The organism is Pseudomonas sp. NBB (assembly GCF_032701105.1).
In the GTDB taxonomy this organism is placed as follows: Bacteria; Pseudomonadota; Gammaproteobacteria; order Pseudomonadales; family Pseudomonadaceae; genus Aquipseudomonas; species Aquipseudomonas asiatica.
The window spans coordinates 4,168,902-4,189,326 of the sequence record NZ_CP103994.1 but is presented as its reverse complement, the minus strand read 5'-3'; the positions used below and the strand labels follow the sequence as shown (position 1 = coordinate 4,189,326).

Below are 20,425 nucleotides of genomic sequence, written 5' to 3'. Positions count from 1 at the left end.
AGTTCCATGCCAAGGAAAAAGCAAACTTTAGTTGGCCATCATTTTGAACTTATATTTTTGAGTTGTAACTTCATGAAATGAAGAGAGTATAAGTTGACCAAATGAACAGATTTAAATTTCGCGAAGGTAACTTAGTTGATCGTTTGGTCAGAATAATTTGTGGGAAGTGTGTAACCTATTGGGGCGCAATCTTGGAAAGTGCACACAAAAATGGCACTTAAGGTGACATTCTTGTGTACAAAAATTAGTCAGCTTTTTTCTGTGCTGGCCTCTTCGCGGGTGAACCCGCTCCTACAAGTACCCCGTAGCATTCAGGTCGGTCGAAATCCTGTGGAAGCGGGTTTACCCGCGAAGAGGCCCGCACAGGCAGATTCAATCCATCGGCGGCAACCGCCGCTTGACCGGTGTCTTCTTGATGATCGCCGTATTGGTTTCGGCCACCGTATAGAGGCGGTCGAGCAGGGTGTCCAGTTGCTCCATCGAGCGAACATGCAGGCGGGCAATGAAGCAGTCTTCGCCGATTACCTTGTCGCACTCGGTGAATTCGGGAATGGCGATGATCTGCCGTTCCACCTCCTGCAGCTTCCCGGGTAGCGGGCGGATGCGCACGATGGCCTGCAGCTGGTAGCCAAAGGCACGCGGGTCGACCTCTACGGTGTAGCCGCGCAACACGCCGCGTTCCTCCAGCCGGCGAAGGCGTTCGCTGACGCTGGGTGAAGACAGCCCGCTGATTTGCGCCAGGGCCTTGAGCGAGCGGCGCGAGTCTTCCATCAGCGCGTTGATCAGCAGTTGGTCGATGGCATCGGTCATGGTCACCTCAATCAGGTTATTCGCGTGATTTGCCTTGATAGTAAAGGCAAACTGGCCAATCTTCCTTCGTTATGCGCTGGAAGGCCGGGCAGCAACCTTTGCATACTGTTGCCATCGTCAACAGGAGGTTTGAGATGGACAGTTCATTGCGTCGTGGCTCGCTGGAAATGGTTGCCGCCATGCTGATTTCCGGGACCATCGGCTGGTTCGTGCTGGTGTCAGGCCAGCCGGTGCTCGAAGTGGTGTTCTGGCGCTGCGTGTTCGGTGCCGTGACCTTGCTGGCGATCTGCGCGGGGTTCGGCTTCCTGCGGCCGGGCGTGATCAGCCGCACGGCGTTCCTGCTGGCGATTGCCAGCGGTGTGGCCATTGTCGGCAACTGGGTGCTGCTGTTCGCCTCCTACTCGCGGGCGTCGATTGCCATCGGCACGGCGGTGTACAACGTACAGCCGTTCATGTTGGTGGGGCTGGCGGCGGTGTTCCTGGGCGAGAAGATCACCCTGGCCAAAGTTACCTGGCTGAGCGTGGCGTTCCTCGGCATGCTGGCCATTGTCAGTGCCCATGGCGCGGGGCAGGGTGGCGGTGAGGACTATTTGCTGGGCATTGCGCTGGCGCTGGGGGCGGCCTTCCTGTATGCCATCGCGGCGTTGATCATCAAGCGCCTGAGTGGCACGCCACCGCACCTGATCGCGCTGATCCAGGTGGCCACGGGTGTGCTGTTGCTGGCGCCGTGGGTCAAGCTTGGCGGGTTGCCGGGTGAAGTGCCGGCGCTGGCCAGCCTGGTGACCTTGGGCATGGTGCACACCGGGTTGATGTATGTGTTGCTGTACAGCGCCATCCAGCGCTTGCCCACGGCGCTGACCGGGGCACTGTCGTTCATCTACCCGATTGCGGCGATTCTGGTGGACTGGGTGGCGTTCGGGCACCGACTGGCACCCTTGCAGTGGCTGGGGGTGGCGTTGATCCTGCTGGCGGCGGCGGGGATGCAGCAGGGGTGGTGGTTCCGGCCAGCGCGGGTTGTGGCAGAGGAATGAGGTGGTCTTGCGGGCCCTTTCGCGGGTAAACCCGCTCCCACAGGTGCTGCACACGGTTCGGGCCTGTGGTGATCCTGTGGGAGCGGGTTTACCCGCGAAAGGGCCCGCAAGGTAGAATGCCGCTTTTACCAGCTTGCGACCCATGATGACTTCGCCGATCCAGACTCTGGAGCAACACCTGCTCGCCGCCCTCGACCCTGCCCCGCAGGAAACCCGCCGCCTGTTCCACGGCCGCGGCCGCTGCTGGGCGGGCCTGGAGCAGGTCACCGTGGACTGGCTGCAAGGCGTGCTGTCGGTCGCCCTGTTTCGCGAGCCGGCGCAAGGCCAGCTGGCCGAACTGGAGGCCATGCTGCGTACTCTCGCCGAGCGTCCACAGTGGACTGGTCAAGCCATCCTTCTCCAGCATCGCTACCTGCCCGACAGCCCGGGCCAGTGGCTGCTGGGCGAACCGTGCCAGCAGCGCGAGGTGGTCGAGGATGGGCTGACCTACCTGCTGGACCTGGGCGTGCGGCAGAACAATGGCCTTTTCCTCGACATGCGCTATGGTCGGCGCTGGGTGCGCGAGCAGGCGGCGGGCAAGCGCGTGCTGAACCTGTTCGCCTACACCTGCGGTTTCTCGGTGGCGGCGATTGCCGGTGGCGCCGAGCAGGTGGTGAACCTGGACATGGCCAAGTCGGCGTTGTCCCGGGGCCGCGACAACCACCGCCTCAATGGCCACGATGCGTCGCGGGTGGCGTACCTGGGGCACGAGCTGTTCAAGTCGTGGGGCAAGGTGCGCAAGTACGGGCCTTATGACCTGATCATCATCGACCCGCCGACCTTCCAGCGCGGCAGCTTTGTGCTGACCCAGGATTACGCGAAGATCCTGCGGCGCTTGCCGGAGTTGTTGAGTGAGGGCGGGACGGTGCTGGCATGCGTGAACGACCCGGGCATCGGGCCAGAGTTTCTGATCGAGGGGATGGCGGAGCAGGCGCCGTCGCTGAAATTCGTCGAGCGGCTGGAGAACCCACCGGAGTTTCCTGACGTGGACCCGGCGGGGGGCTTGAAGGCCCTGGTATTCCGTCAGGCCTGATGTTGCCCTTGCTGGCCTCTTCGCGGGTAAACCCGCTCCCACAAGTACAGCGCAAAACCTGAGGGCTGTGGGGTTCCTGTGGGAGCGGCTTTAGCCGCGAAGAGGCAGGTAAGGCTTACATCAATTACTGATTGTTGGTGTAGATCTGGTCAAACACCCCACCATCATTGAAGTGGGTCTTCTGCACGGTGCGCCAGTCACCGAAGGTCTTCTCCACCGACAGGAAGTCCACTTTCGGGAAGCGGTCGGTGTACTTGGCCAGTACCGTCGCATCGCGCGGGCGCAGGTAGTTCTGTGCGGCGATTTCCTGGGCGGCTGGCGACCACAGGTACTTCAGGTATTCCTCGGCCGCGGCCTGGGTGCCTTTCTTCGCCACTACCTTGTCGACCACGGTGACCGGTGGCTCGGCTTCGGCCGACACGCTCGGGTAGACCACTTCGAACTGGTCGCGGCCGAACTCGCGGGCGATCATTTCGGCTTCGTTCTCGAAGGTCACCAGCACGTCGCCGATCTGGTTGGTCATGAAGGTGGTGGTGGCGGCGCGGCCACCGGTGTCCAGCACCGGCGCCTGCTTGAACAGCTTGCCGACAAAGTCCTTGGCCTTGTTTTCATCACCGCCTTGCTTGAGCACATAGCCCCAGGCCGACAGGTAGGTGTAGCGGCCGTTACCCGAGGTCTTTGGGTTGGGCACGATTACCTGCACGCCATCCTTGAGCAGGTCGGGCCAGTCTTTCAACGCCTTGGGGTTACCCTTGCGCACGATGAACACAGTGGCCGAGGTGAACGGCGCGCTGTTGTTCGGCAGGCGGGTTACCCAGTTGTCCGGCACCAGCTTGCCGTTGTCGGCCAGGGCGTTGATGTCGGTGGCCATGTTCATGGTGATGACATCGGCCGGCAGGCCATCGATCACCGCTCGCGCCTGCTTGCTCGAGCCGCCGAAGGACATCTGCACGTTGACCTTCTCGTTGTGCTCTGCTTCCCAGTGCTTCTGGAAGGCCGGGTTGTAATCCTTGTAGAAGTCGCGCATCACGTCGTAGGAAACGTTGAGCAGGGTGGGGGCAGCCTGGGCGAAATTGCCCAAGGTAAGGCCTGCGGCGAGCAGCGAGGCGGTGAAGAGTTTTTTCACGTTGCTTCCTTGTTCTTGAAGGTTATTGGGGCAGATTGCCAGCGACTATAGCGGGTGGGTTTGCGCGGGTTAAAGAACAAAAACGACTTTGTTTATGCTCCTGCCTGTGCTGGCCTCTTCGCGGGCAAGCCCGCTCCTACAGGGACCGCGCAGGGTTTGGGCCTGTGGTGATCCTGTGGGGGCGGGCTTGTCGGCGATAGGGCCGGAACAGGCGGAATCATTGTTTGGGAAACAGCACATTCCCGCACCGCGAACAGAACGCCGCGCCATGCTCATGGCTTTTCTTGCTGCAAGTCGGGCAATCATGCTGCAGCTGCTCCCCGCGCATGGCATTGGCCAGCTCGGCGGTAAAGATCCCGGTCGGTACGGCGATGATCGAATAACCGGTAATCATCACCAGCGACGACAGCACCTGCCCCAGCGGGGTCTTCGGCACGATGTCGCCAAAGCCTACCGTAGTCAGGGTAACGATGGCCCAGTAGATGCCCTTGGGAATGCTGGTGAAGCCATGCTCCGGCCCTTCGATCACATACATCAAGGTGCCGAACACCGTCACCAGGGTCGATACCGTCACCAGGAACACGATGATCTTCTGCTTGCTGCCGCGCAGCGCCTCCATCAGGTAATGGGCCTGCTTGAGGTAGGGGCTGAGCTTGAGCACACGGAAGATCCGCAGCATCCGTATCACGCGGATGATCAGCAGGTACTGGGCGTCGCTGTAGTACAGCGCGATGATCCCCGGCACGATCGCCAGCAGATCGACCAGGCCATAAAAGCTGAATGCGTAGCGCAAAGGCTTGGGCGAGCAGTACAGGCGGGTGAGGTACTCGGCCAGGAAGATCGCGGTAAAGCCCCACTCGATGCCGGCCAGCAGGCCGGCGTAGCCCTGGTGCACTTCGTCGATGCTGTCGAGTATCACCGTCACCAGGCTGGCCAGGATGATCAGCAGGAGGATCTTGTCGAAGCGTCTTCCAGCCACGGTATCGGTCTGGAAGACGATGATGTAGAGCTGCTCGCGCAGGCTCGCAGGGTTGTTCATTGGCTCGTTCCACAAAAGCGATGGGCTGAGCCTAGGGGCTGCACTTCAGCTGTGCAAGCGGCTGGCGTCACGCTGCCCGGGCTGGGCCAGGTGGTTGCCCAGGTGCATCAGCCAGCAGGCGGCGACGAAGGGCGCGGTCAGGCCGGGCACCGGTAGCAGCTTGAACAGTGGTTGCAGTAGCAGGGCCAGGGTGATGGCCAGCACTGTCAGCCACGGCTTTTCACCTTGTCTACTGAACGCGAGTGCCGCCAGCGCAGCGTTGAAACCGTAAAGGCCCATCCACGCTGCCTGTGCCTGGTCCGCGAGCAGCGCTACGCCGCCCCCGATGGCCGAGCCGATCACCGCCCACATTGCGGCATAAGGGTTTGCGATGAACATGCCGATGACGATCAGCAGGCCGGCCAGGGGCTGGTCGAGCAGGAAGATCTGGCCCACGCCGCGCGCCAACGCGTACAGCGGCTGGGCTTCGACGAAGCCGCTGGGCGAGGGGCTGGCGATCAGCAATACGGCCCAGCCAAGCAGGACGAAGGGTGCGGTGTAGGCGATCAGCAGCTTGCCGCCGCGCTTGCGCCACTGGTGGGTGATGATGCTGGACAGGCCGCCAGCGGCGATGATCAGTGGCGGCAGGATGACCGACCAGGGCAGCACGGCGCTGATCAGGATGCCGATCAGCACGCCGTTGTAGCTGTACAGGCCGGCTTGGCGGTCGGCACGGTCGTAGCCGCGAGCCTGGGCGGTGAGCAGGCCGGCCAGGGCGCCGAGCAGGGCGCCACCGACCAGGCCGGGGGCGGTCAGCAGGATGGCCAGCAGGCAGCACAGGCCGCACAGGGGGTTGCGCAGCAGCAGCACCTGGCTGAAGCCGTTGAGTAACGCCGTGGCCCAGTCGGGGCACGGGTTGACGAAATTTTTGGTGTACATCGGGGCAGTCAGTGAGGTTGATGGGGCGCGGTGGGCCTCTTTGGGCCTCGGGTTTTCCGCAGTTGTGTGTGACACCACCGACCCTGTGGGAGCGGGCGTGCCCGCGAATGCGTCAGCTCAGGCAACGTCGTTGTCCCTGCTGGCCTCTTCGCGGGCACGCCCGCTCCCACAGGAGAGATGCGGTGGTTTAGATCAAGGTCTCGATCCGCAGCGTGTTAGTCGACCCTGGTTTGCCGAAAGGCACACCGGCGGTGATCAGCAGCGTGTCGCCACGGCTGGCCATGCCTTGTGCCTGGGCAATTTCCAGTGCGGTGGATACAACTTCGTCCACCTGGCGCAGGCGGTCGTTGACCACCGAGTGCACGCCCCACGCCACGCTCAGGCGACGCGCGGTGGCCAGGTTCGGGGTGAGGTTGAGGATCGGTGCCCGTGGCCGCTCGCGTGCCGCGCGCAGGGTCGAGGCGCCCGACTCGCTGTAGTTGACCAGCACCGCCACCGGCAGAATGCCGCTGATACGGCGGATGGCGCAGCTGATGGCGTCCGATACGGTGGCCTCGGCCTTCGGCCGGCCAACGTCGAGCTGGGCCTGGTAGTCCGGGCCGTTCTCCACCTGGCGGATGATCTTGCTCATCATCTGCACGGCTTCCAGCGGGTACTCACCCGAGGCAGTCTCGGCCGACAGCATCACCGCATCGGCACCTTCGGCCACGGCGTTGGCCACGTCGGTGACTTCGGCGCGGGTCGGCGCTGGCGAGAAACGCATGGATTCGAGCATCTGCGTGGCCACCACCACCGGTTTGCCCAGTTGGCGGCAGGTGCCGATGATGCGTTTCTGGATTTGCGGCACGCTTTCGGCCGGCACTTCCACGCCCAGGTCGCCACGGGCCACCATGATTGCATCCGCAAGTTCCGCGATGGCTTGCAACTGTTCGACCGCCGATGGCTTTTCGATCTTCGCCATCAGATAGGCACGGTCACCGATCAGCTGGCGTGCTTCGGTGATGTCTTCGGGGCGCTGCACGAACGACAGGGCCACCCAGTCCACGCCCAGTTCCAGGCCGAAGGCCAGGTCGCGGCGGTCTTTCTCGGTGAGCGGGGAGAGGTCGAGCACCGCTTGCGGCACGTTGACACCCTTGCGATCGGACAGCTCGCCACCGGCCAGCACTTCGGTGTCGATGGCGTCGCTGTGCTTGGCGGTGACGCGCAGGCGCAGCTTGCCGTCGTCCAGCAGCAGGTCCATGCCCGGCTCGAGGGCGGCGATGATCTCGGGGTGCGGCAGGTTGACCCGGCGGCTGTCGCCCGGGGTGTTGTCCAGGTCCAGGCGCAGGGCCTGGCCGCGTTGCAGCTGCACCTTGCCGTCGGCAAAGCGGCCGACGCGCAGCTTCGGCCCCTGCAGGTCCATGAGGATACCCAGCGGGTAGTTCAGTTGCTGCTCGACTTCGCGGATCCACTGGTAGCGCAGGGCGTGGTCGGCGTGCTCGCCGTGGCTGAAGTTGAGGCGGAAGATGTTCACGCCGGCTTCTACCAGTTGGCGGATGTCGTCGATGCCTTTGATCGCAGGGCCGAGGGTGGCGAGGATCTTTACTTTTTTATCAGGCGTCATGATTGGGCAGTCTCGAGGATCAGGATGGCGCGGAAGTCGTTGACGTTGGTGCGGGTCGGCTCGGTGACGATCAGCGCATCCAGGGCGGCGAAATAGCCGTAGCCGTTGTTGTTGTCCAGTTCGTCGCTGGCCGACAGGCCCAAGGCTTCGGCGCGGGCGTAGCTGGCGGGGGTCATGAAGGCGCCGGCGTTCTCTTCCGAGCCATCGATACCGTCGGTGTCACCGGCCAGGGCGTACACGCCCGGCAGGCCTTTCAGGCTTTCGGTGAGGCTGAGCAGGAATTCGGCGTTGCGCCCGCCACGGCCATTGCCGCGCACGGTCACGGTGGTTTCGCCGCCGGACAGGATCACGCAGGGCGCTTTCAGCGGCTGGCCGTGCTGGACGATCTGCCGGGCGATACCGGCGTGCACCTTGGCCACTTCGCGTGATTCGCCTTCCAGGTCGCCGAGGATCAGCGGGCTGAACCCGGCCTGGCGGGCTTTGACCGCGGCGGCTTCGAGCGACTGCTGGGGCTTGGCGATCAGCTGGAAGTGGCTGCGGGCCAGGGCTGGGTCATCGGCCTTGACGGTTTCCGAGGCGGGGTTGTTGAGCCAGTCGATAACCGCCTTGGGCGCTTCGATGTTGTAGCGCTTGAGGATGGCCAGGGCATCGGCCGAGGTGCTCGGGTCGGCCACGGTAGGGCCGGAGGCGATCACCGTGGCGAGGTCGCCCGGGACATCGGAAATGGCATAGGTGTACACCGTGGCCGGCCAGCAGGCCTTGGCCAGGCGGCCGCCCTTGATCGCCGAGAGGTGCTTGCGCACGCAGTTCATCTCGCCGATGGTGGCGCCGGATTTCAGCAGCGCCTTGTTGATCTGCTGCTTGTCGGCCAGGGTCAGGCCTTCGGCGGGCAGGGCCAGCAGCGCTGAGCCACCGCCGGACAGCAAGAAGATGACGCGGTCGTCTTCACTGAGGTTGCTGACCAGTTCCAACACGCGTTTTGCCACGGCCAGGCCGGCGGCATCGGGGACCGGGTGGGCGGCTTCGACCACCTCGATCTTCTGGCAGTTGGCACCGTGACCGTACCGTGTGACAACAAGCCCGGAGACTTCGCCCTGCCAGCACTTCTCGACCACTTCGGCCATGGCGGCTGCGGCCTTGCCGGCACCGATGACGATGACCCGGCCGCTGCGGTCGGCGGGCAGGTAGGGTTCGAGGACTTGACGGGGGTGGGCGGCGGCGATGGCTGTGTCGAACAGCTCGCGGAGAAGTTTTTGCGGATCGACCGACATGGCAGGCTCCCAATTATTGTTGTTCTGCAGAATCAAAAACGCCCCTGGAACTGCCTCCGTGCAGGCCGAACCAGGGGCGGGTGTTGCTCGGTGCCACCTTTGAAGCTGTGGTCGCAGGTTCAACGGTGTTGGCTTCTTCGCGGGTAAACCCGCTCCCACAGGGACTTCACAGAGGCTGAAGACGGCGTAAATCCTGTGGGAGCGGGTTCACCCGCGAAGAGGCCGGTGAAGGCTAAAAATTACTTACTTGTCGTCGCGGATCGAGAAGTTGGCCATGTGCTCCAGGCCTTTGATCAGCGCCGAGTGGTCCCAGTTGCCGCCGCCCAGGGCCTGGCAGGTGTTGAACACTTGCTGGGCATTGGAGGTGTTGGGCAGGTTGATGCCCAGTTCCTTGGCACCCTGCAGGGCCAGGTTCAGGTCCTTCTGGTGCAGGTTGATGCGGAAGCCTGGGTCGAAGGTGCCCTTGATCATGCGCTCGGCGTGCACTTCGAGGATCTTCGACGAGGCGAAGCCGCCCATCAGGGCTTCACGTACCTTGGCGGGGTCGGCGCCGTTCTTGGCGGCGAACAGCAGGGCTTCGGCAACGGCCTGGATGTTCAGGGCAACGATGATCTGGTTGGCCACCTTGGCGGTCTGGCCGTCGCCATTGCCACCGACGCGGGTGATGTTCTTGCCCATGGCTTCGAACAGCGGCAGGGTGCGCTCGAAGGCTTTCGGGCAGCCACCGACCATGATGCTCAGGGTCGCGGCCTTGGCACCGACTTCGCCGCCGGACACCGGGGCGTCCAGGTAGGCGGCGCCGGTAGCCTTGATCTTCTCTGCGAAGGCTTTGGTAGCGGTAGGGGAGATCGAGCTCATGTCGATCACGACCTTGTTCGGGCCCACGCCTTCGGCCACGCCGTTGTCACCGAACAGGACGCTCTCGACCTGCGGGGTGTCGGGGACCATGACGATGATGAACTCGGCTTCCTGGGCAACTTCCTTCGGGTTGGCCAGGGCCACGGCACCGGCGGCGATCAGGTCGGCCGGAGCAGCGTCGTGGTGGGTGGAAATGAAGATGCTGTGACCTGCTTTCTGCAGGTTCTGAGCCATGGGCTTGCCCATGATGCCGGTGCCGATGAAACCGATTTTAGCCATGAGAGATTACCTCGTTGTATTTGTTGAATCTCGATGGAGCAGGCTGCACAGGCCCCATTGTTGGACACAAAACTCTGTGGGAGCGGGTTTACCCGCGAAAGCGGCAGTGAAGCCAACATCGCATTCGCGGGTGAACCCGCTCCCACAGGGTCAGGCATGTGTCACGGGACCCGATCAGCCTTAGATTGCGTTATGGGTCTTCAGCCAGCCCAGGCCCGCTTCGGTGGTGGTCAGCGGCTTGTACTCCGCGCCCACCCAGCCCTGGTAGCCGATGCGGTCCAGGTGTTCGAACAGGAAGCGGTAGTTGATCTCGCCGGTGCCTGGCTCGTTGCGGCCGGGGTTGTCGGCCAGCTGGATGTGGTTGATCAGTTTCAGGTTGGCTTCCATGGTGCGAGCCAGGTCACCTTCCATGATCTGCATGTGGTAGATGTCGTACTGCAGGAACAGGTTGTCGCTGCCAACCTCGGCCTGGATTTCCAGGGCCTGTTTGGTGGTGTTCAGGTAGAAGCCTGGGATGTCGCGGGTGTTGATCATTTCCATGACCAGGCGGATCCCGGCGGCTTTCAGCTTGTCGGCGGCGTAGCGCAGGTTTTCCACGAAGGTCTTGCGCACGGTGGCGCAGTCCGGGCCTTGTGGGCGAATGCCGGCCAGGGCGTTGACCTGGGTGTTGCCCAGCACCTTGGCGTATTCGATGGCCTTGTCGACACCAGCGCGGAATTCCTCGACGCGGTCAGGGTGGCAGGTGATACCGCGCTCACCCTTGGCCCAATCGCCCGCCGGCAGGTTGAACAGCACCTGGGTCAGGCCGTTGGCGTCCAGCTGCTGCTTGATCTCGGCAGCGCTGAAATCGTACGGGAAGAGGTACTCTACGCCGCTGAAACCAGCATCGGCGGCAGCCTTGAAGCGGGCCAGGAAGTCCTGTTCGGTAAACAGCATGGACAGGTTGGCAGCGAAGCGAGGCATGTTGTGTCTCCTAGCGATGAAGGCCCCCGGCGCCCTGAGGTAGGGGTCGGCACGGGGGCGTCAGGCGATCAGTCCAGCAGCGAGATGGCGGTTGGCGCGTCGTTGCCGACCAGGGCCAGGTCTTCGAACTCGTTGACCGCGTTGATCTCGGTGCCCATGGAAATGTTGGTCACACGTTCGAGAATCACTTCGACCACCACCGGTACGCGGAACTCTTCGGCCATCTTCTGTGCCTTGAGCAGGGCAGGGGCGATCTCGGCCGGCTCGAATACACGGATGGCCTTGCAGCCCAGGCCTTCGACCACGGCGACATGGTCGACACCGTAGGTGGCGGCGTCGGTCGAGTTGATGTTCTCGAACGCCAGTTGTACACAGTAATCCATGTCGAAGCCACGCTGTGCCTGACGGATCAGGCCCAGGTAGGCGTTGTTCACCAGCACGTGCACGTACGGCAGGTTGAACTGTGCGCCCACCGCCAGCTCTTCGATCATGAACTGGAAGTCGTAGTCACCCGACAGCGCGACCACCTTGCGCTTCGGATCGGCCTTGACCACACCGAGGGCGGCAGGGATGGTCCAGCCCAGCGGGCCGGCCTGGCCGCAGTTGATCCAGTGGCGTGGCTTGTACACGTGCAGGAACTGCGCGCCGGCGATCTGCGACAGGCCGATGGTGCTGACGTAGCAGGTGTCCTTGCCGAATACCTGGTTCATTTCTTCGTAGACGCGCTGCGGCTTGACCGGCACGTTGTCGAAGTGGGTCTTGCGCTGCAGGGTTGCCTTGCGCTCCTGGCAGTCTTCCAGCCAGGCCTTGCGGCACTTCAGCTTGCCAGCGGCTTTCCATTCGCGGGCCACTTCGAGGAACACGTCCAGTGCCTTGCCAGCGTCGGAAACGATACCCAGGTCCGGGGTGAACACGCGGCCGATCTGGGTCGGCTCGATGTCCACGTGCACGAACTTGCGGCCTTCGGTGTAGACGTCGACGGAACCGGTGTGGCGGTTGGCCCAACGGTTACCGATACCGAACACCAGGTCAGATTTCAGCAGGGTGGCGTTGCCATAACGGTGCGAAGTCTGCAGGCCGACCATGCCGACCATCTGTGCGTGGTCGTCCGGGATGGTGCCCCAGCCCATCAGGGTTGGAATCACTGGTACACCGGTCAGTTCGGCGAACTCGACCAGCTTGTCGCTGGCGTCGGCGTTGATGATGCCGCCACCGGCTACCAGCAGCGGGCGTTCGGCGTCATTGAGCAGGGCCAGGGCTTTTTCGGCCTGTACGCGGGTAGCGGACGGCTTGTGCACTGGCAGCGGTTCGTAGGCGTCGATGTCGAATTCGATTTCGGCCATCTGCACGTCGAACGGCAGGTCGATCAGTACCGGGCCTGGGCGGCCGGTGCGCATTTCATAGAAGGCCTTCTGGAAGGCGTAAGGCACCTGGCCTGGCTCCAGAACGGTGGTGGCCCACTTGGTGACCGGCTTGACGATGTTGGTGATGTCGACGGCCTGGAAGTCTTCCTTGTGCAGGCGGGCACGTGGGGCCTGGCCGGTGATGCAGAGGATCGGGATGGAGTCGGCGGAGGCACTGTACAGGCCGGTGACCATGTCGGTGCCGGCTGGGCCGGAGGTGCCGATGCACACGCCGATGTTGCCTGGGTTGGCACGGGTGTAACCCTCGGCCATGTGCGAGGCGCCTTCGACGTGACGAGCGAGGACGTGATCGATGCCACCGACTTTCTTCAGGGCCGAGTACAACGGGTTGATGGCAGCCCCCGGGATGCCGAACGCGGTATCTACACCTTCACGGCGCATGACCAGAACGGCTGCATCGATTGCTCTCATTTTGCTCATGGTTTGTGCCTCATCGATTTTGTAATTGTATACAACTTGCTTTGTGCCAGAGTGTATTCACGGCTGGCCGCTCAGGTCAACGGGTTTTCGTCGGACGAGGTCGCTTTCGTTCAAGCGCCCGTGAAAACGAGCGTTTGCAATCTCGCATACGATCGTTTCAATTTATTGTATACAAAAAAAGATTCAGTTGTGTTCTATTGGCCTATCGGTTTTTCACCTGCCCTCAGGGCTTCTCACAACAAGAAGAGGACCTTTCCATGAACGCTTTGAACCTGAAAGTCGCGGTCAGCCTGGTGAATGCCGCGCTGGCGGCGGGCCGCAAGATCAACGCCGCGCCACTGACCGTGGCGGTGCTGGATGCCGGCGGCCACTTGCTGGCGCTGCAGCGCGAGGATGGCGCCAGCCTGATCCGGCCGGAGGTGGCTACCGGCAAGGCCTGGGGGGCGATTGCCCTGGGCAAGGGGTCGCGCCTGCTGGCGCTGGACGCGCAGCAGCGGCCGGCATTTTTTGCCGCGCTGAACGGGTTGGGCGAGCGACCGGTGGTGCCGGCGCCGGGTGGTGTGCTGGTGCGTGATCAGGACGGCAAGGTGCTGGGTGCGGTAGGGATCAGCGGGGATACGTCGGATATCGACGAGCAGTGCGCGATCAGTGCGATCGAGGAGGTGGGGTTGAAGGCGGATGCGGGTGTAGCAGCCTAATTCTCTGTTGTCTGTTCCGGCCAATTCGCGGGTGAACCCGCTCCCACAGGATCATCACAGGCTTGAAGCTCGTGGTGTCCCTGTGGGAGCGGGTTCACCCGCGAAGAAGCCAGCGCCGGGGGTCAGGCTACCTCGGGCTCGCAGCCCTTGAGCACCATGCGGATGATGGTCTCCGCCGCCGCGTCATAATCGCTGTCGGCCAGCTTGGCCTTGCCGGTCACGGCAGAGATCTGCCAGTCGAAATCGGCATAAGTCTGGGTCGCTGCCCAGATGCTGAACATCAGGTGATGCGCATCCACATGGGCGATTTGCCCGCGGTCGATCCAGCGCTGGATGCACTCGATGTTATGGCGCGCCTGCTCGTTCAGCTGCGCTACCTGGTTCGGCGACAGGTGCGGGGCACCGTGCATGATCTCGCTGGCGAACACCTTGGACGCATGCGGCAGGTCGCGCGAAATGCGGATCTTCGAGCGGATGTACGCACTCAGCACTTCCTTCGGGTCACCGTCGGCATTGAACGGGGTCGACGCCTGCATGATCGGCGCGATGATGCTTTCCAGGACCTCGCGGTAGAGGTTGTCCTTGGATTTGAAGTAGTAATACACGTTCGGCTTGGGCAGGCCGGCCTTGGCCGCGATATCGCTGGTCTTGGTGGCGGCGAAGCCCTTGTCGGCGAATTCCTCGCTGGCCGCGCGCAGGATCAGTTCCTTGTTGCGCTCGCGAATGGTGCTCATGGTCAGGGATCTTCCTCGTGTCTGGCCACCTCTAAGAGGGATCGGGCATGGTAGCACCGGGCTCGACGGGCGCTCAAGGCAGCGGCTTTGGGCTAGAATCCTGGACACTTACTCTTCTGGATGCAGGCAAACATGGCAGGAAGCAGTCTACTGGTACTGATCGACGACATCGCCACTGTGCTCGATGACGTCTCGGTGATGACCAAGGTGGCGGCGAAAAAGACCGCAGGCGTGCTGGGCGATGACCTGGCGCTGAATGCCCAGCAGGTCACCGGGGTACGTGCCGAGCGCGAGATCCCTGTGGTGTGGGCAGTAGCCAAGGGCTCGATGGTGAACAAGGCCATCCTGGTGCCGGCAGCGCTGCTGATCAGTGCGTTCATTCCCTGGGCGGTGACGCCGTTGCTGATGCTGGGCGGTGCCTACCTTTGCTTCGAGGGCTTCGAGAAGCTGGCGCACAAGTTCCTGCACAGCAAGGCCGAAACTGACGCCGAGCACGAAGCGCTCAAGGAGGCGGTGGCCGATGCCAATCTTGACCTGGTGGCGTTCGAGAAAGCCAAGATCAAGGGCGCGGTACGTACCGACTTCATCCTGTCGGCAGAGATCATCGCCATCACCCTGGGCATCGTTGCCGACTCGCCGTTGACCCAGCAGATCGTCGTGCTGTCGGGTATTGCGGTGGTCATGACCATCGGCGTCTACGGGCTGGTGGGCGGTATCGTCAAGCTCGATGACCTGGGGCTGTGGATGACCCGCAAGGCATCACGCCTGGCCAGGGCGGTGGGTAACGGCATTCTGCGTGCCGCGCCATACATGATGAAGAGCCTGTCGGTGATCGGCACGGCAGCCATGTTCCTGGTTGGTGGCGGGATCCTGGTGCATGGCATCGCACCTCTGCATCATGCGATCGAGGCATTCAGCGAAGGGCGTGGCGGGGCGTTGACCGTGGCACTGCTGAACGGCGGTGTGGGAGTTGTGGCCGGTGCTGTGGTGCTGGCCGTGGTGGGCATTGCGGGGAAACTGTGGCGAGCGGTTCGGCCGGCCAGTTGATGCTGCCTGGCCGGGGCTTCGCCCCGGTTCGCGGGTGAACCCGCTCCCACATGTATAGCGTCTGCCATGAATCCGGTGCGGACCCTGTAGGAGCGGGTTTACCCGCGAATGGGCCGCAAGGCGGCCCCTGTACTCAGATCAGAAGTGAACCTTGAGCAGGAAGCTCATGGTGTTCTGGTCCGTGGTGAAGGCATCGGAATCCTTGATGCCGTACTTGTTCTTCCAGTAGTCGTACTCCACACCCACATACAGCTGCTTCTCGCCCAGGTGCAAGGCCTTGCCCAGGTCATACTTGATCTGCGGGTTGAAGTGCAGGTTGGCCTGATAGGTGCCGCGGCGGTTCTCGTCGTTGTCCACCACCCAGTCCATGAAGCCGTCGATCAGTACATCGGACGAACCGACCGGAATGGTGTACGACCACACCGGGGTGATCTGCCACACGTTGTCGCCGGCGCGGCTGCCGTCGGTGGTGCGGTTGTAGAAGTTCAGCTGGAAGTAGTCGAAGCCCGGGATGTCCAGGTCGAAGCCAGGGCCGATCAGGTACGACTCGGTATCACCTTCACCGAACTCGTAGGTCATCGCCAGCAGTACGTCCTTGACCGGGCCAAACCCGATCTTCTGGTCGAAGATCTTGCCGAACGACAGGCGCGGGCTGATTTCGCCGTAGTAGGTGTTCGGGCCGTTGCCCTCATCTTTCTGGCCCTGGTAGAAGATCTTGTCGACAAAGATGAAGTTATCGCCGTACTTCCAGCCATCAGCGTGCTCGAAGGTCACGGTTTGCTGGATCGACGGGTTGACCTTGAAGTTCTTGCCCCACAGGTAGGTCAGGCTGTTGTTCTGCCATTGCAGCAGGTCGCCGCCGAAGGTGGTGCCACAGGCCAGCAGGCCGCCGGCGAGGATCAGGCTGTTGATGGTACGCATTGCGAATGTCGCTCCCTTGATTGATCTGTTGTCAGCGCTCGTTATTGGCGCTTTTTGTCTTTTGAGTCAGCTTTTTTCGATAGGCCACAGCTGTCTGGCAAGGGTTGAGCCAACTTTCCTGGGCTGGCAAAACCTTCCTGCTCGACTTCGTTCTGAACGGATGAAAAGGGTCTTTCAGGCTGGCAACACGTTGGCCAACCGCCCGAATTCATTGACTGAGCGGTCAGTAAACGCAGGCAGAATCCGTTCTGCCCTGATCGAGGGGCGCGCAGATTACTGGCTTGCGCGCCTTGCCTCAAGTGCTCCGTCCTGGAGCAGAGTGGAACAAACTTGTGCGTTTGGTCAGCTTTCTAGAAGTGCACCTTGATCAGGGCACTGGTGACGCTCTGGTTACTGTCGATATTGCCTTGGCTGTCGATGCCGTACTTGTCCTTCCAGTAGCTGTACTCGATGCCCACGTACAGCTGCTTGGCGCCCAGGTTCAGGGCTTTGCCCAGGTCGTACTTGACCTGTGGGTTGAACTGCAGGTTGGCGTGGTAGGTGCCACGGCGGGTCTGGTCGTTGTCGACCACCCAGTCCATGTAACCGTCGATCAAAATGTCGGATTTGCCCACCGGAATGGTGTACGAGAAGGCCGGGGTGATCTGCCAGACGTTGTCACCGGGGCGGCTGCCTTCGGTGTTGCGCAGGTAGAAGTTGAGGGTGAAGTAGTTGAAGCCGGGAATGTTCAGGTCGAAGCCGGGCCCGATCAGGTAGGCCTCGTTGTCGCCCTCGCCACGCTCGTAGGTCATGGCCAGCAGCACATCCTTGATCGGGCCGAACGCCAGCTTCTGGTCGAAGATCTTGCCGAACGACAGGCGCGGGCTGAATTCACCGTAGTAGGAGGTGACGCCTTTGCCCGGGTCGGGCTTGCCGTTGTAGAAGACCTTGTCGACGAACATGAAGGTATCGCCGTACTTCCATTTGTTGGCGTGCTCGAAGGTCACCGTCTGCTGGATGCGTGGGTTGACCTTGAAATCCTTGCCGTACAGGTAGGTCAGGCTTTCGCCATGCCACTGCAGCCATTCACCAGCGTGGGCGGGGAGGGTGGCCAGCAGGCTGCTGCCCAGCAAGAGGGACGAGGTGATGCGTTTCATGTTGTGGTTCCCGGACTTATTGTTTTTGTTTGGTTTTTTTGGCGCGCAGGCGCCCCGGACGGCCCATTCCGGCGGGCCGACGGTGTAGCGTTTACGGCGAATTCGAGGCGGGGCGGCAGCGCGCCGCCCCCCTTTGCTCAATGTTGGTGACAGGCTTCGTTGTGCACCGCGCGGTCGGCACCACCAAGGATGTTGAACAGCACGTTCAACACCAGGGCACTGACCGTGGCCATGGCGATGCCACTGTGGGTGATGGGCTCCATCCACTGGGGCATCTGGGCGAAGAACTCCGGACGTACCACGGGGATCAACCCGAAGCCGACGCTCACTGCAACCAGCAGCTGGTTGCGACGGTCGCCGATGTCCGCCTCCTGGAGAATCTTGATCCCGGTGGCGGTGACCATGCCGAACATGGCGATGGACGCGCCGCCCAGTACCGCTGGCGGGATCGAGGCAATCAGGAAGGCCGCCTTGGGCAGCAGGCTGAGCAGGATCAGCAGTGCACCGGCCACGATGGTGACATAGCGGCAGCGCACCCCGGTCATCTGCACCAGGCCGATGTTCTGGGCGAACGAGGAGTGAGTGAAGGTGTTGAAGAAGCCGGCAATGAACGACGCACCGGCATCGCACAGCAGGCCGCGACGCAGCATCCCTGGGGTAACTTCACGATCGGTCACCTTGCCCAGGGCCAGGAACATGCCGGTGGACTCGACGAAGATGATCACCACCACCAGGCACATGGACAGGATCGGCGCCAGGCTGAAGGTCGGCATGCCGAAGTGCAGTGGGGTGACCACTTGCAGCCACGGTGCGTCGTTCAGGCCCGACAGGTCGACCATGCCGATGGAGCCGGCCAGGATGTAGCCCAGGCCCATGCCCACCAGCACCGACACGTTGACCCAGAAACCGCGCATGAAACGGTTGATCAGCAGGATTACCGCCAGTACCAGGCCGGCCACCAGCAGGTAGATCGGCGAGCCGAAGGTATCTGCCTGTTGGCCACCACCGGCCCAGTTGACTGCCACCGGGAACAGCGACAGGCCAATCGAGGTGATCACCGTACCGGTAACCAGAGGCGGGAAGAAGCGGACGACCTTGGACATGAACGGCGCGATCAGCATGCCGAAGAACCCGGCGGCAATGGTCGCGCCGAAGATCCCCTGCAGGCCCACGCCGGGCATGCCGGCCATGGCCACCATGCTGCCGACGGCAGCGAAACTGGCACCCATCATCACCGGCATGCGGATGCCCACCGGGCCGATACCGAAGGACTGGATGATGGTGGCGACGCCAGCGACCAGCAGGTCGGCGTTGATCAGGAAAGCGACTTCTTCACGGGACAACCCGGCGGCCTGGCCGATGATCAACGGCACGGCGATCGCGCCGCCGTACATCAGCAGAACGTGTTGCAGGCCAACCAGGATCAGTTGGAACAGGGGCAAGGGCTCGCGCGGCGGCGCAACAGGGATGTACGCCTTGCGTGACTCGGACATGCAGCACCTCGAGTTTTGTTTTTATTCTCGGATCCAAGCGCCGGCCTCAGGCGGCAGGCTCGCTATGAAGAGAGCCTGGGGTTCCCGCCTGACGCTGAACGCTCGATGCTTGCTTGTTGCATATGTCTTGAAACAGAGGCCGGGAGTGCCGGCCTCTTCGCGGGTGAACCCGCTCCCACAGGGGGCGGTGTTATCCCGACAATTGTGTTTCAGTTGACCGGGGCGCCTTTGGCGATCCAGTCACCGACGAGCTTGCGCTCTTCGGTGGTCATCTGGGTAATGTTGCCCAGCGGCATGATCTGGCTGGCGACCGCTTGCGCCTGGATGCGCGCGGCCTGGGCCTGGATCTGCTGCGGGGTGTCGAACATCACGCCGGCAGGGGCGGCGCTGAACAGTGGGCTGGTCGGCTTGGACGAGTGGCACACGGTGCAGCGTTCCTGGATGACATTGTGGATCTTGTCGAAGCTCTCGCCGCCAGCCTGGGCGGTGGCCTGGGCAGGGGCTTCGGCCGGCGCGGCAGGCGCTGCGGCAGCCTTGGCGGCGTCTTCGGCGCGTTGCTCGGCGGCGGTCTTGCCACCTACAGCGGTCGCGGGCAGTGGCTGGTACTCGACCTTCGCCGCAGCTTGCTCCGGGCTGACGGCCATCGGTTTCGGACCGGTGACATAGGCCAGGCAGATCATCGCCAGGGCGCCGACCGGCAGGGTCCAGGCGTACTTGTTGCTGTCGTGGCGGGTGTTGAAGTAGTGGCGGATCAGGACCGCGGCTACTGCGATACCGGCCAGGATCAGCCAGTTGTACTGGCTACCGTAGGTGCTCGGGAAGTGGTTGCTGATCATGATGAACAGCACCGGCAGGGTGAAGTAGTTGTTGTGGCGCGAGCGCAGCAGGCCCTTGGCCGGCAGTACCGGGTCTGGGGTCTGGTTGTTCTCGATCGCCGCAACCAGCTGGCGCTGGGCCGGCATGATGATGCGGAACACGTTGCCGACCATGATGGTGCCGATGATCGCGCCGGTGTGCAGGTACGCACCACGGCCGCTGAACACCAGGCTGAAGCCCCAGCATGCGGCGATGATCAGCACGAACAGTACTGCACCGAGCAGCGCTGGCTTCTTGCCCAGAGGCGAGTCGCACAGGAAGTCGTAGATGAACCAGCCGGCGATCAGCGAGCCGATACCGATGGCCACGCCTTCGGCACCGCTCAAGGTGCTGCCAGGGGCCAGCAGGTACAGGGTCGGGTTCCAGTAGAACACCACGCACAGCAGGGCAATACCGGACATCCAGGTGAAGTAGGCCTCCCATTTGAACCAGTGCAGGTTCTCGGGCATTTTCGGGGGGGCGAGCTTGTATTTCTCCAGGTGGTAGATACCACCGCCGTGAATTGCCCAGAGATCACCCGACAACCCATCGCGCGGGTTGCTTCGGTTCAGGTGGTTCTCCAGCCAGACGAAGTAGAACGATGCACCGATCCAGGCGACACCGGTGATCATGTGAACCCAGCGAATGCTCAGGTTCAGCCATTCGTGAAGGTGTGCTTCCACAGTATGTACCTCTTGCCGGTCACCCGCTCGGGCAATGCCCTTGA

General features: G+C 62.5%; 18 protein-coding genes. 4 read left to right on the top strand and 14 right to left on the bottom strand.

The genetic code is table 11. From position 1 onward, the window contains the following. Positions 1-372: 372 nt before the first annotated feature. The gene (locus tag NY023_RS19480; RefSeq protein WP_003260363.1) at positions 373-810 is read right to left on the bottom strand and encodes an Lrp/AsnC family transcriptional regulator; all 438 of its coding nucleotides are present in this window, start codon (positions 808-810) and stop codon (positions 373-375) included. 134 nt (positions 811-944) lie between these two features. Here NY023_RS19480 and NY023_RS19475 point away from each other — a divergent pair, with 134 nt between their 5' ends. Both NY023_RS19475 and NY023_RS19470 read left to right on the top strand, forming a co-directional pair. Then, a complete protein-coding gene (locus NY023_RS19475; protein WP_024087447.1) occupies positions 945-1,841 on the top strand; it encodes a DMT family transporter in 897 nt (298 codons plus the stop codon). 145 nt (positions 1,842-1,986) lie between these two features. Then, on the top strand, positions 1,987-2,913 hold the full coding sequence (locus NY023_RS19470; protein ID WP_024087446.1) for a class I SAM-dependent methyltransferase: 927 nt from the start codon (positions 1,987-1,989) through the stop codon (positions 2,911-2,913). A gap of 124 nt (positions 2,914-3,037) precedes the next feature. Here the strand turns inward: NY023_RS19470 and NY023_RS19465 are convergent, their stop codons facing one another. The 8 genes from NY023_RS19465 to gcl all read right to left on the bottom strand — a co-directional run bounded on the left by NY023_RS19465 (position 3,038) and on the right by gcl (position 12,814). After that, on the bottom strand, positions 3,038-4,039 hold the full coding sequence (locus NY023_RS19465; protein ID WP_013973545.1) for a sulfate ABC transporter substrate-binding protein: 1,002 nt from the start codon (positions 4,037-4,039) through the stop codon (positions 3,038-3,040). A 217-nt stretch (positions 4,040-4,256) separates the two neighbouring features. Then, the gene (locus tag NY023_RS19460) at positions 4,257-5,078 is read right to left on the bottom strand and encodes an ion transporter (protein ID WP_013973544.1); all 822 of its coding nucleotides are present in this window, start codon (positions 5,076-5,078) and stop codon (positions 4,257-4,259) included. Between the two features lie 45 nt (positions 5,079-5,123). Next, the gene (locus NY023_RS19455; RefSeq protein ID WP_013973543.1) at positions 5,124-5,996 is read right to left on the bottom strand and encodes an urea transporter; all 873 of its coding nucleotides are present in this window, start codon (positions 5,994-5,996) and stop codon (positions 5,124-5,126) included. A gap of 187 nt (positions 5,997-6,183) precedes the next feature. Further along, entirely contained in the window at positions 6,184-7,599 is a 1,416-nt protein-coding gene (pyk, locus tag NY023_RS19450) for a pyruvate kinase (protein ID WP_013973542.1), read from the bottom strand. Continuing rightward, positions 7,596-8,870: a glycerate kinase gene (locus NY023_RS19445; RefSeq protein WP_015271169.1), complete on the bottom strand. Its 1,275-nt coding sequence runs from the start codon at positions 8,868-8,870 to the stop codon at positions 7,596-7,598. The genes pyk and NY023_RS19445 overlap by 4 nt, the downstream gene beginning before the upstream one ends. Positions 8,871-9,113: 243 nt before the next feature. Then, on the bottom strand, positions 9,114-10,007 hold the full coding sequence (locus NY023_RS19440; RefSeq protein WP_003259509.1) for a 2-hydroxy-3-oxopropionate reductase: 894 nt from the start codon (positions 10,005-10,007) through the stop codon (positions 9,114-9,116). A 180-nt stretch (positions 10,008-10,187) separates the two neighbouring features. Then, complete coding sequence (gene hyi / locus NY023_RS19435) at positions 10,188-10,970, bottom strand: hydroxypyruvate isomerase (protein ID WP_003259508.1); 783 nt, start codon at positions 10,968-10,970, stop codon at positions 10,188-10,190. A 68-nt stretch (positions 10,971-11,038) separates the two neighbouring features. Then, complete coding sequence (gcl, locus tag NY023_RS19430; RefSeq protein ID WP_015271168.1) at positions 11,039-12,814, bottom strand: glyoxylate carboligase; 1,776 nt, start codon at positions 12,812-12,814, stop codon at positions 11,039-11,041. A gap of 257 nt (positions 12,815-13,071) precedes the next feature. Here gcl and NY023_RS19425 point away from each other — a divergent pair, with 257 nt between their 5' ends. Then, positions 13,072-13,512 (top strand): GlcG/HbpS family heme-binding protein, encoded by a 441-nt coding sequence (locus NY023_RS19425; protein ID WP_013973539.1) that lies wholly within the window; start codon positions 13,072-13,074, stop codon positions 13,510-13,512. A 122-nt stretch (positions 13,513-13,634) separates the two neighbouring features. Here the strand turns inward: NY023_RS19425 and NY023_RS19420 are convergent, their stop codons facing one another. Beyond that, on the bottom strand, positions 13,635-14,246 hold the full coding sequence (locus NY023_RS19420) for a TetR/AcrR family transcriptional regulator (RefSeq protein WP_013973538.1): 612 nt from the start codon (positions 14,244-14,246) through the stop codon (positions 13,635-13,637). 132 nt (positions 14,247-14,378) lie between these two features. On the opposite strand from NY023_RS19420, the gene NY023_RS19415 reads away from it, so the two are divergent. Beyond that, positions 14,379-15,293: a DUF808 domain-containing protein gene (locus tag NY023_RS19415; RefSeq protein ID WP_024087444.1), complete on the top strand. Its 915-nt coding sequence runs from the start codon at positions 14,379-14,381 to the stop codon at positions 15,291-15,293. Between the two features lie 138 nt (positions 15,294-15,431). On the opposite strand, the gene NY023_RS19410 is transcribed toward NY023_RS19415, so the two are convergent. The 4 genes from NY023_RS19410 to NY023_RS19395 all read right to left on the bottom strand — a co-directional run bounded on the left by NY023_RS19410 (position 15,432) and on the right by NY023_RS19395 (position 20,381). Then, entirely contained in the window at positions 15,432-16,214 is a 783-nt protein-coding gene (locus NY023_RS19410; protein ID WP_003259506.1) for an outer membrane protein OmpK, read from the bottom strand. 350 nt (positions 16,215-16,564) lie between these two features. After that, entirely contained in the window at positions 16,565-17,350 is a 786-nt protein-coding gene (locus tag NY023_RS19405; RefSeq protein WP_013973536.1) for an outer membrane protein OmpK, read from the bottom strand. A gap of 137 nt (positions 17,351-17,487) precedes the next feature. Beyond that, complete coding sequence (locus NY023_RS19400) at positions 17,488-18,843, bottom strand: nucleobase:cation symporter-2 family protein (protein ID WP_013973535.1); 1,356 nt, start codon at positions 18,841-18,843, stop codon at positions 17,488-17,490. Between the two features lie 209 nt (positions 18,844-19,052). Next, complete coding sequence (locus NY023_RS19395) at positions 19,053-20,381, bottom strand: urate hydroxylase PuuD (protein ID WP_013973534.1); 1,329 nt, start codon at positions 20,379-20,381, stop codon at positions 19,053-19,055. Between the last annotated feature and the right edge of the window lie 44 nt (positions 20,382-20,425).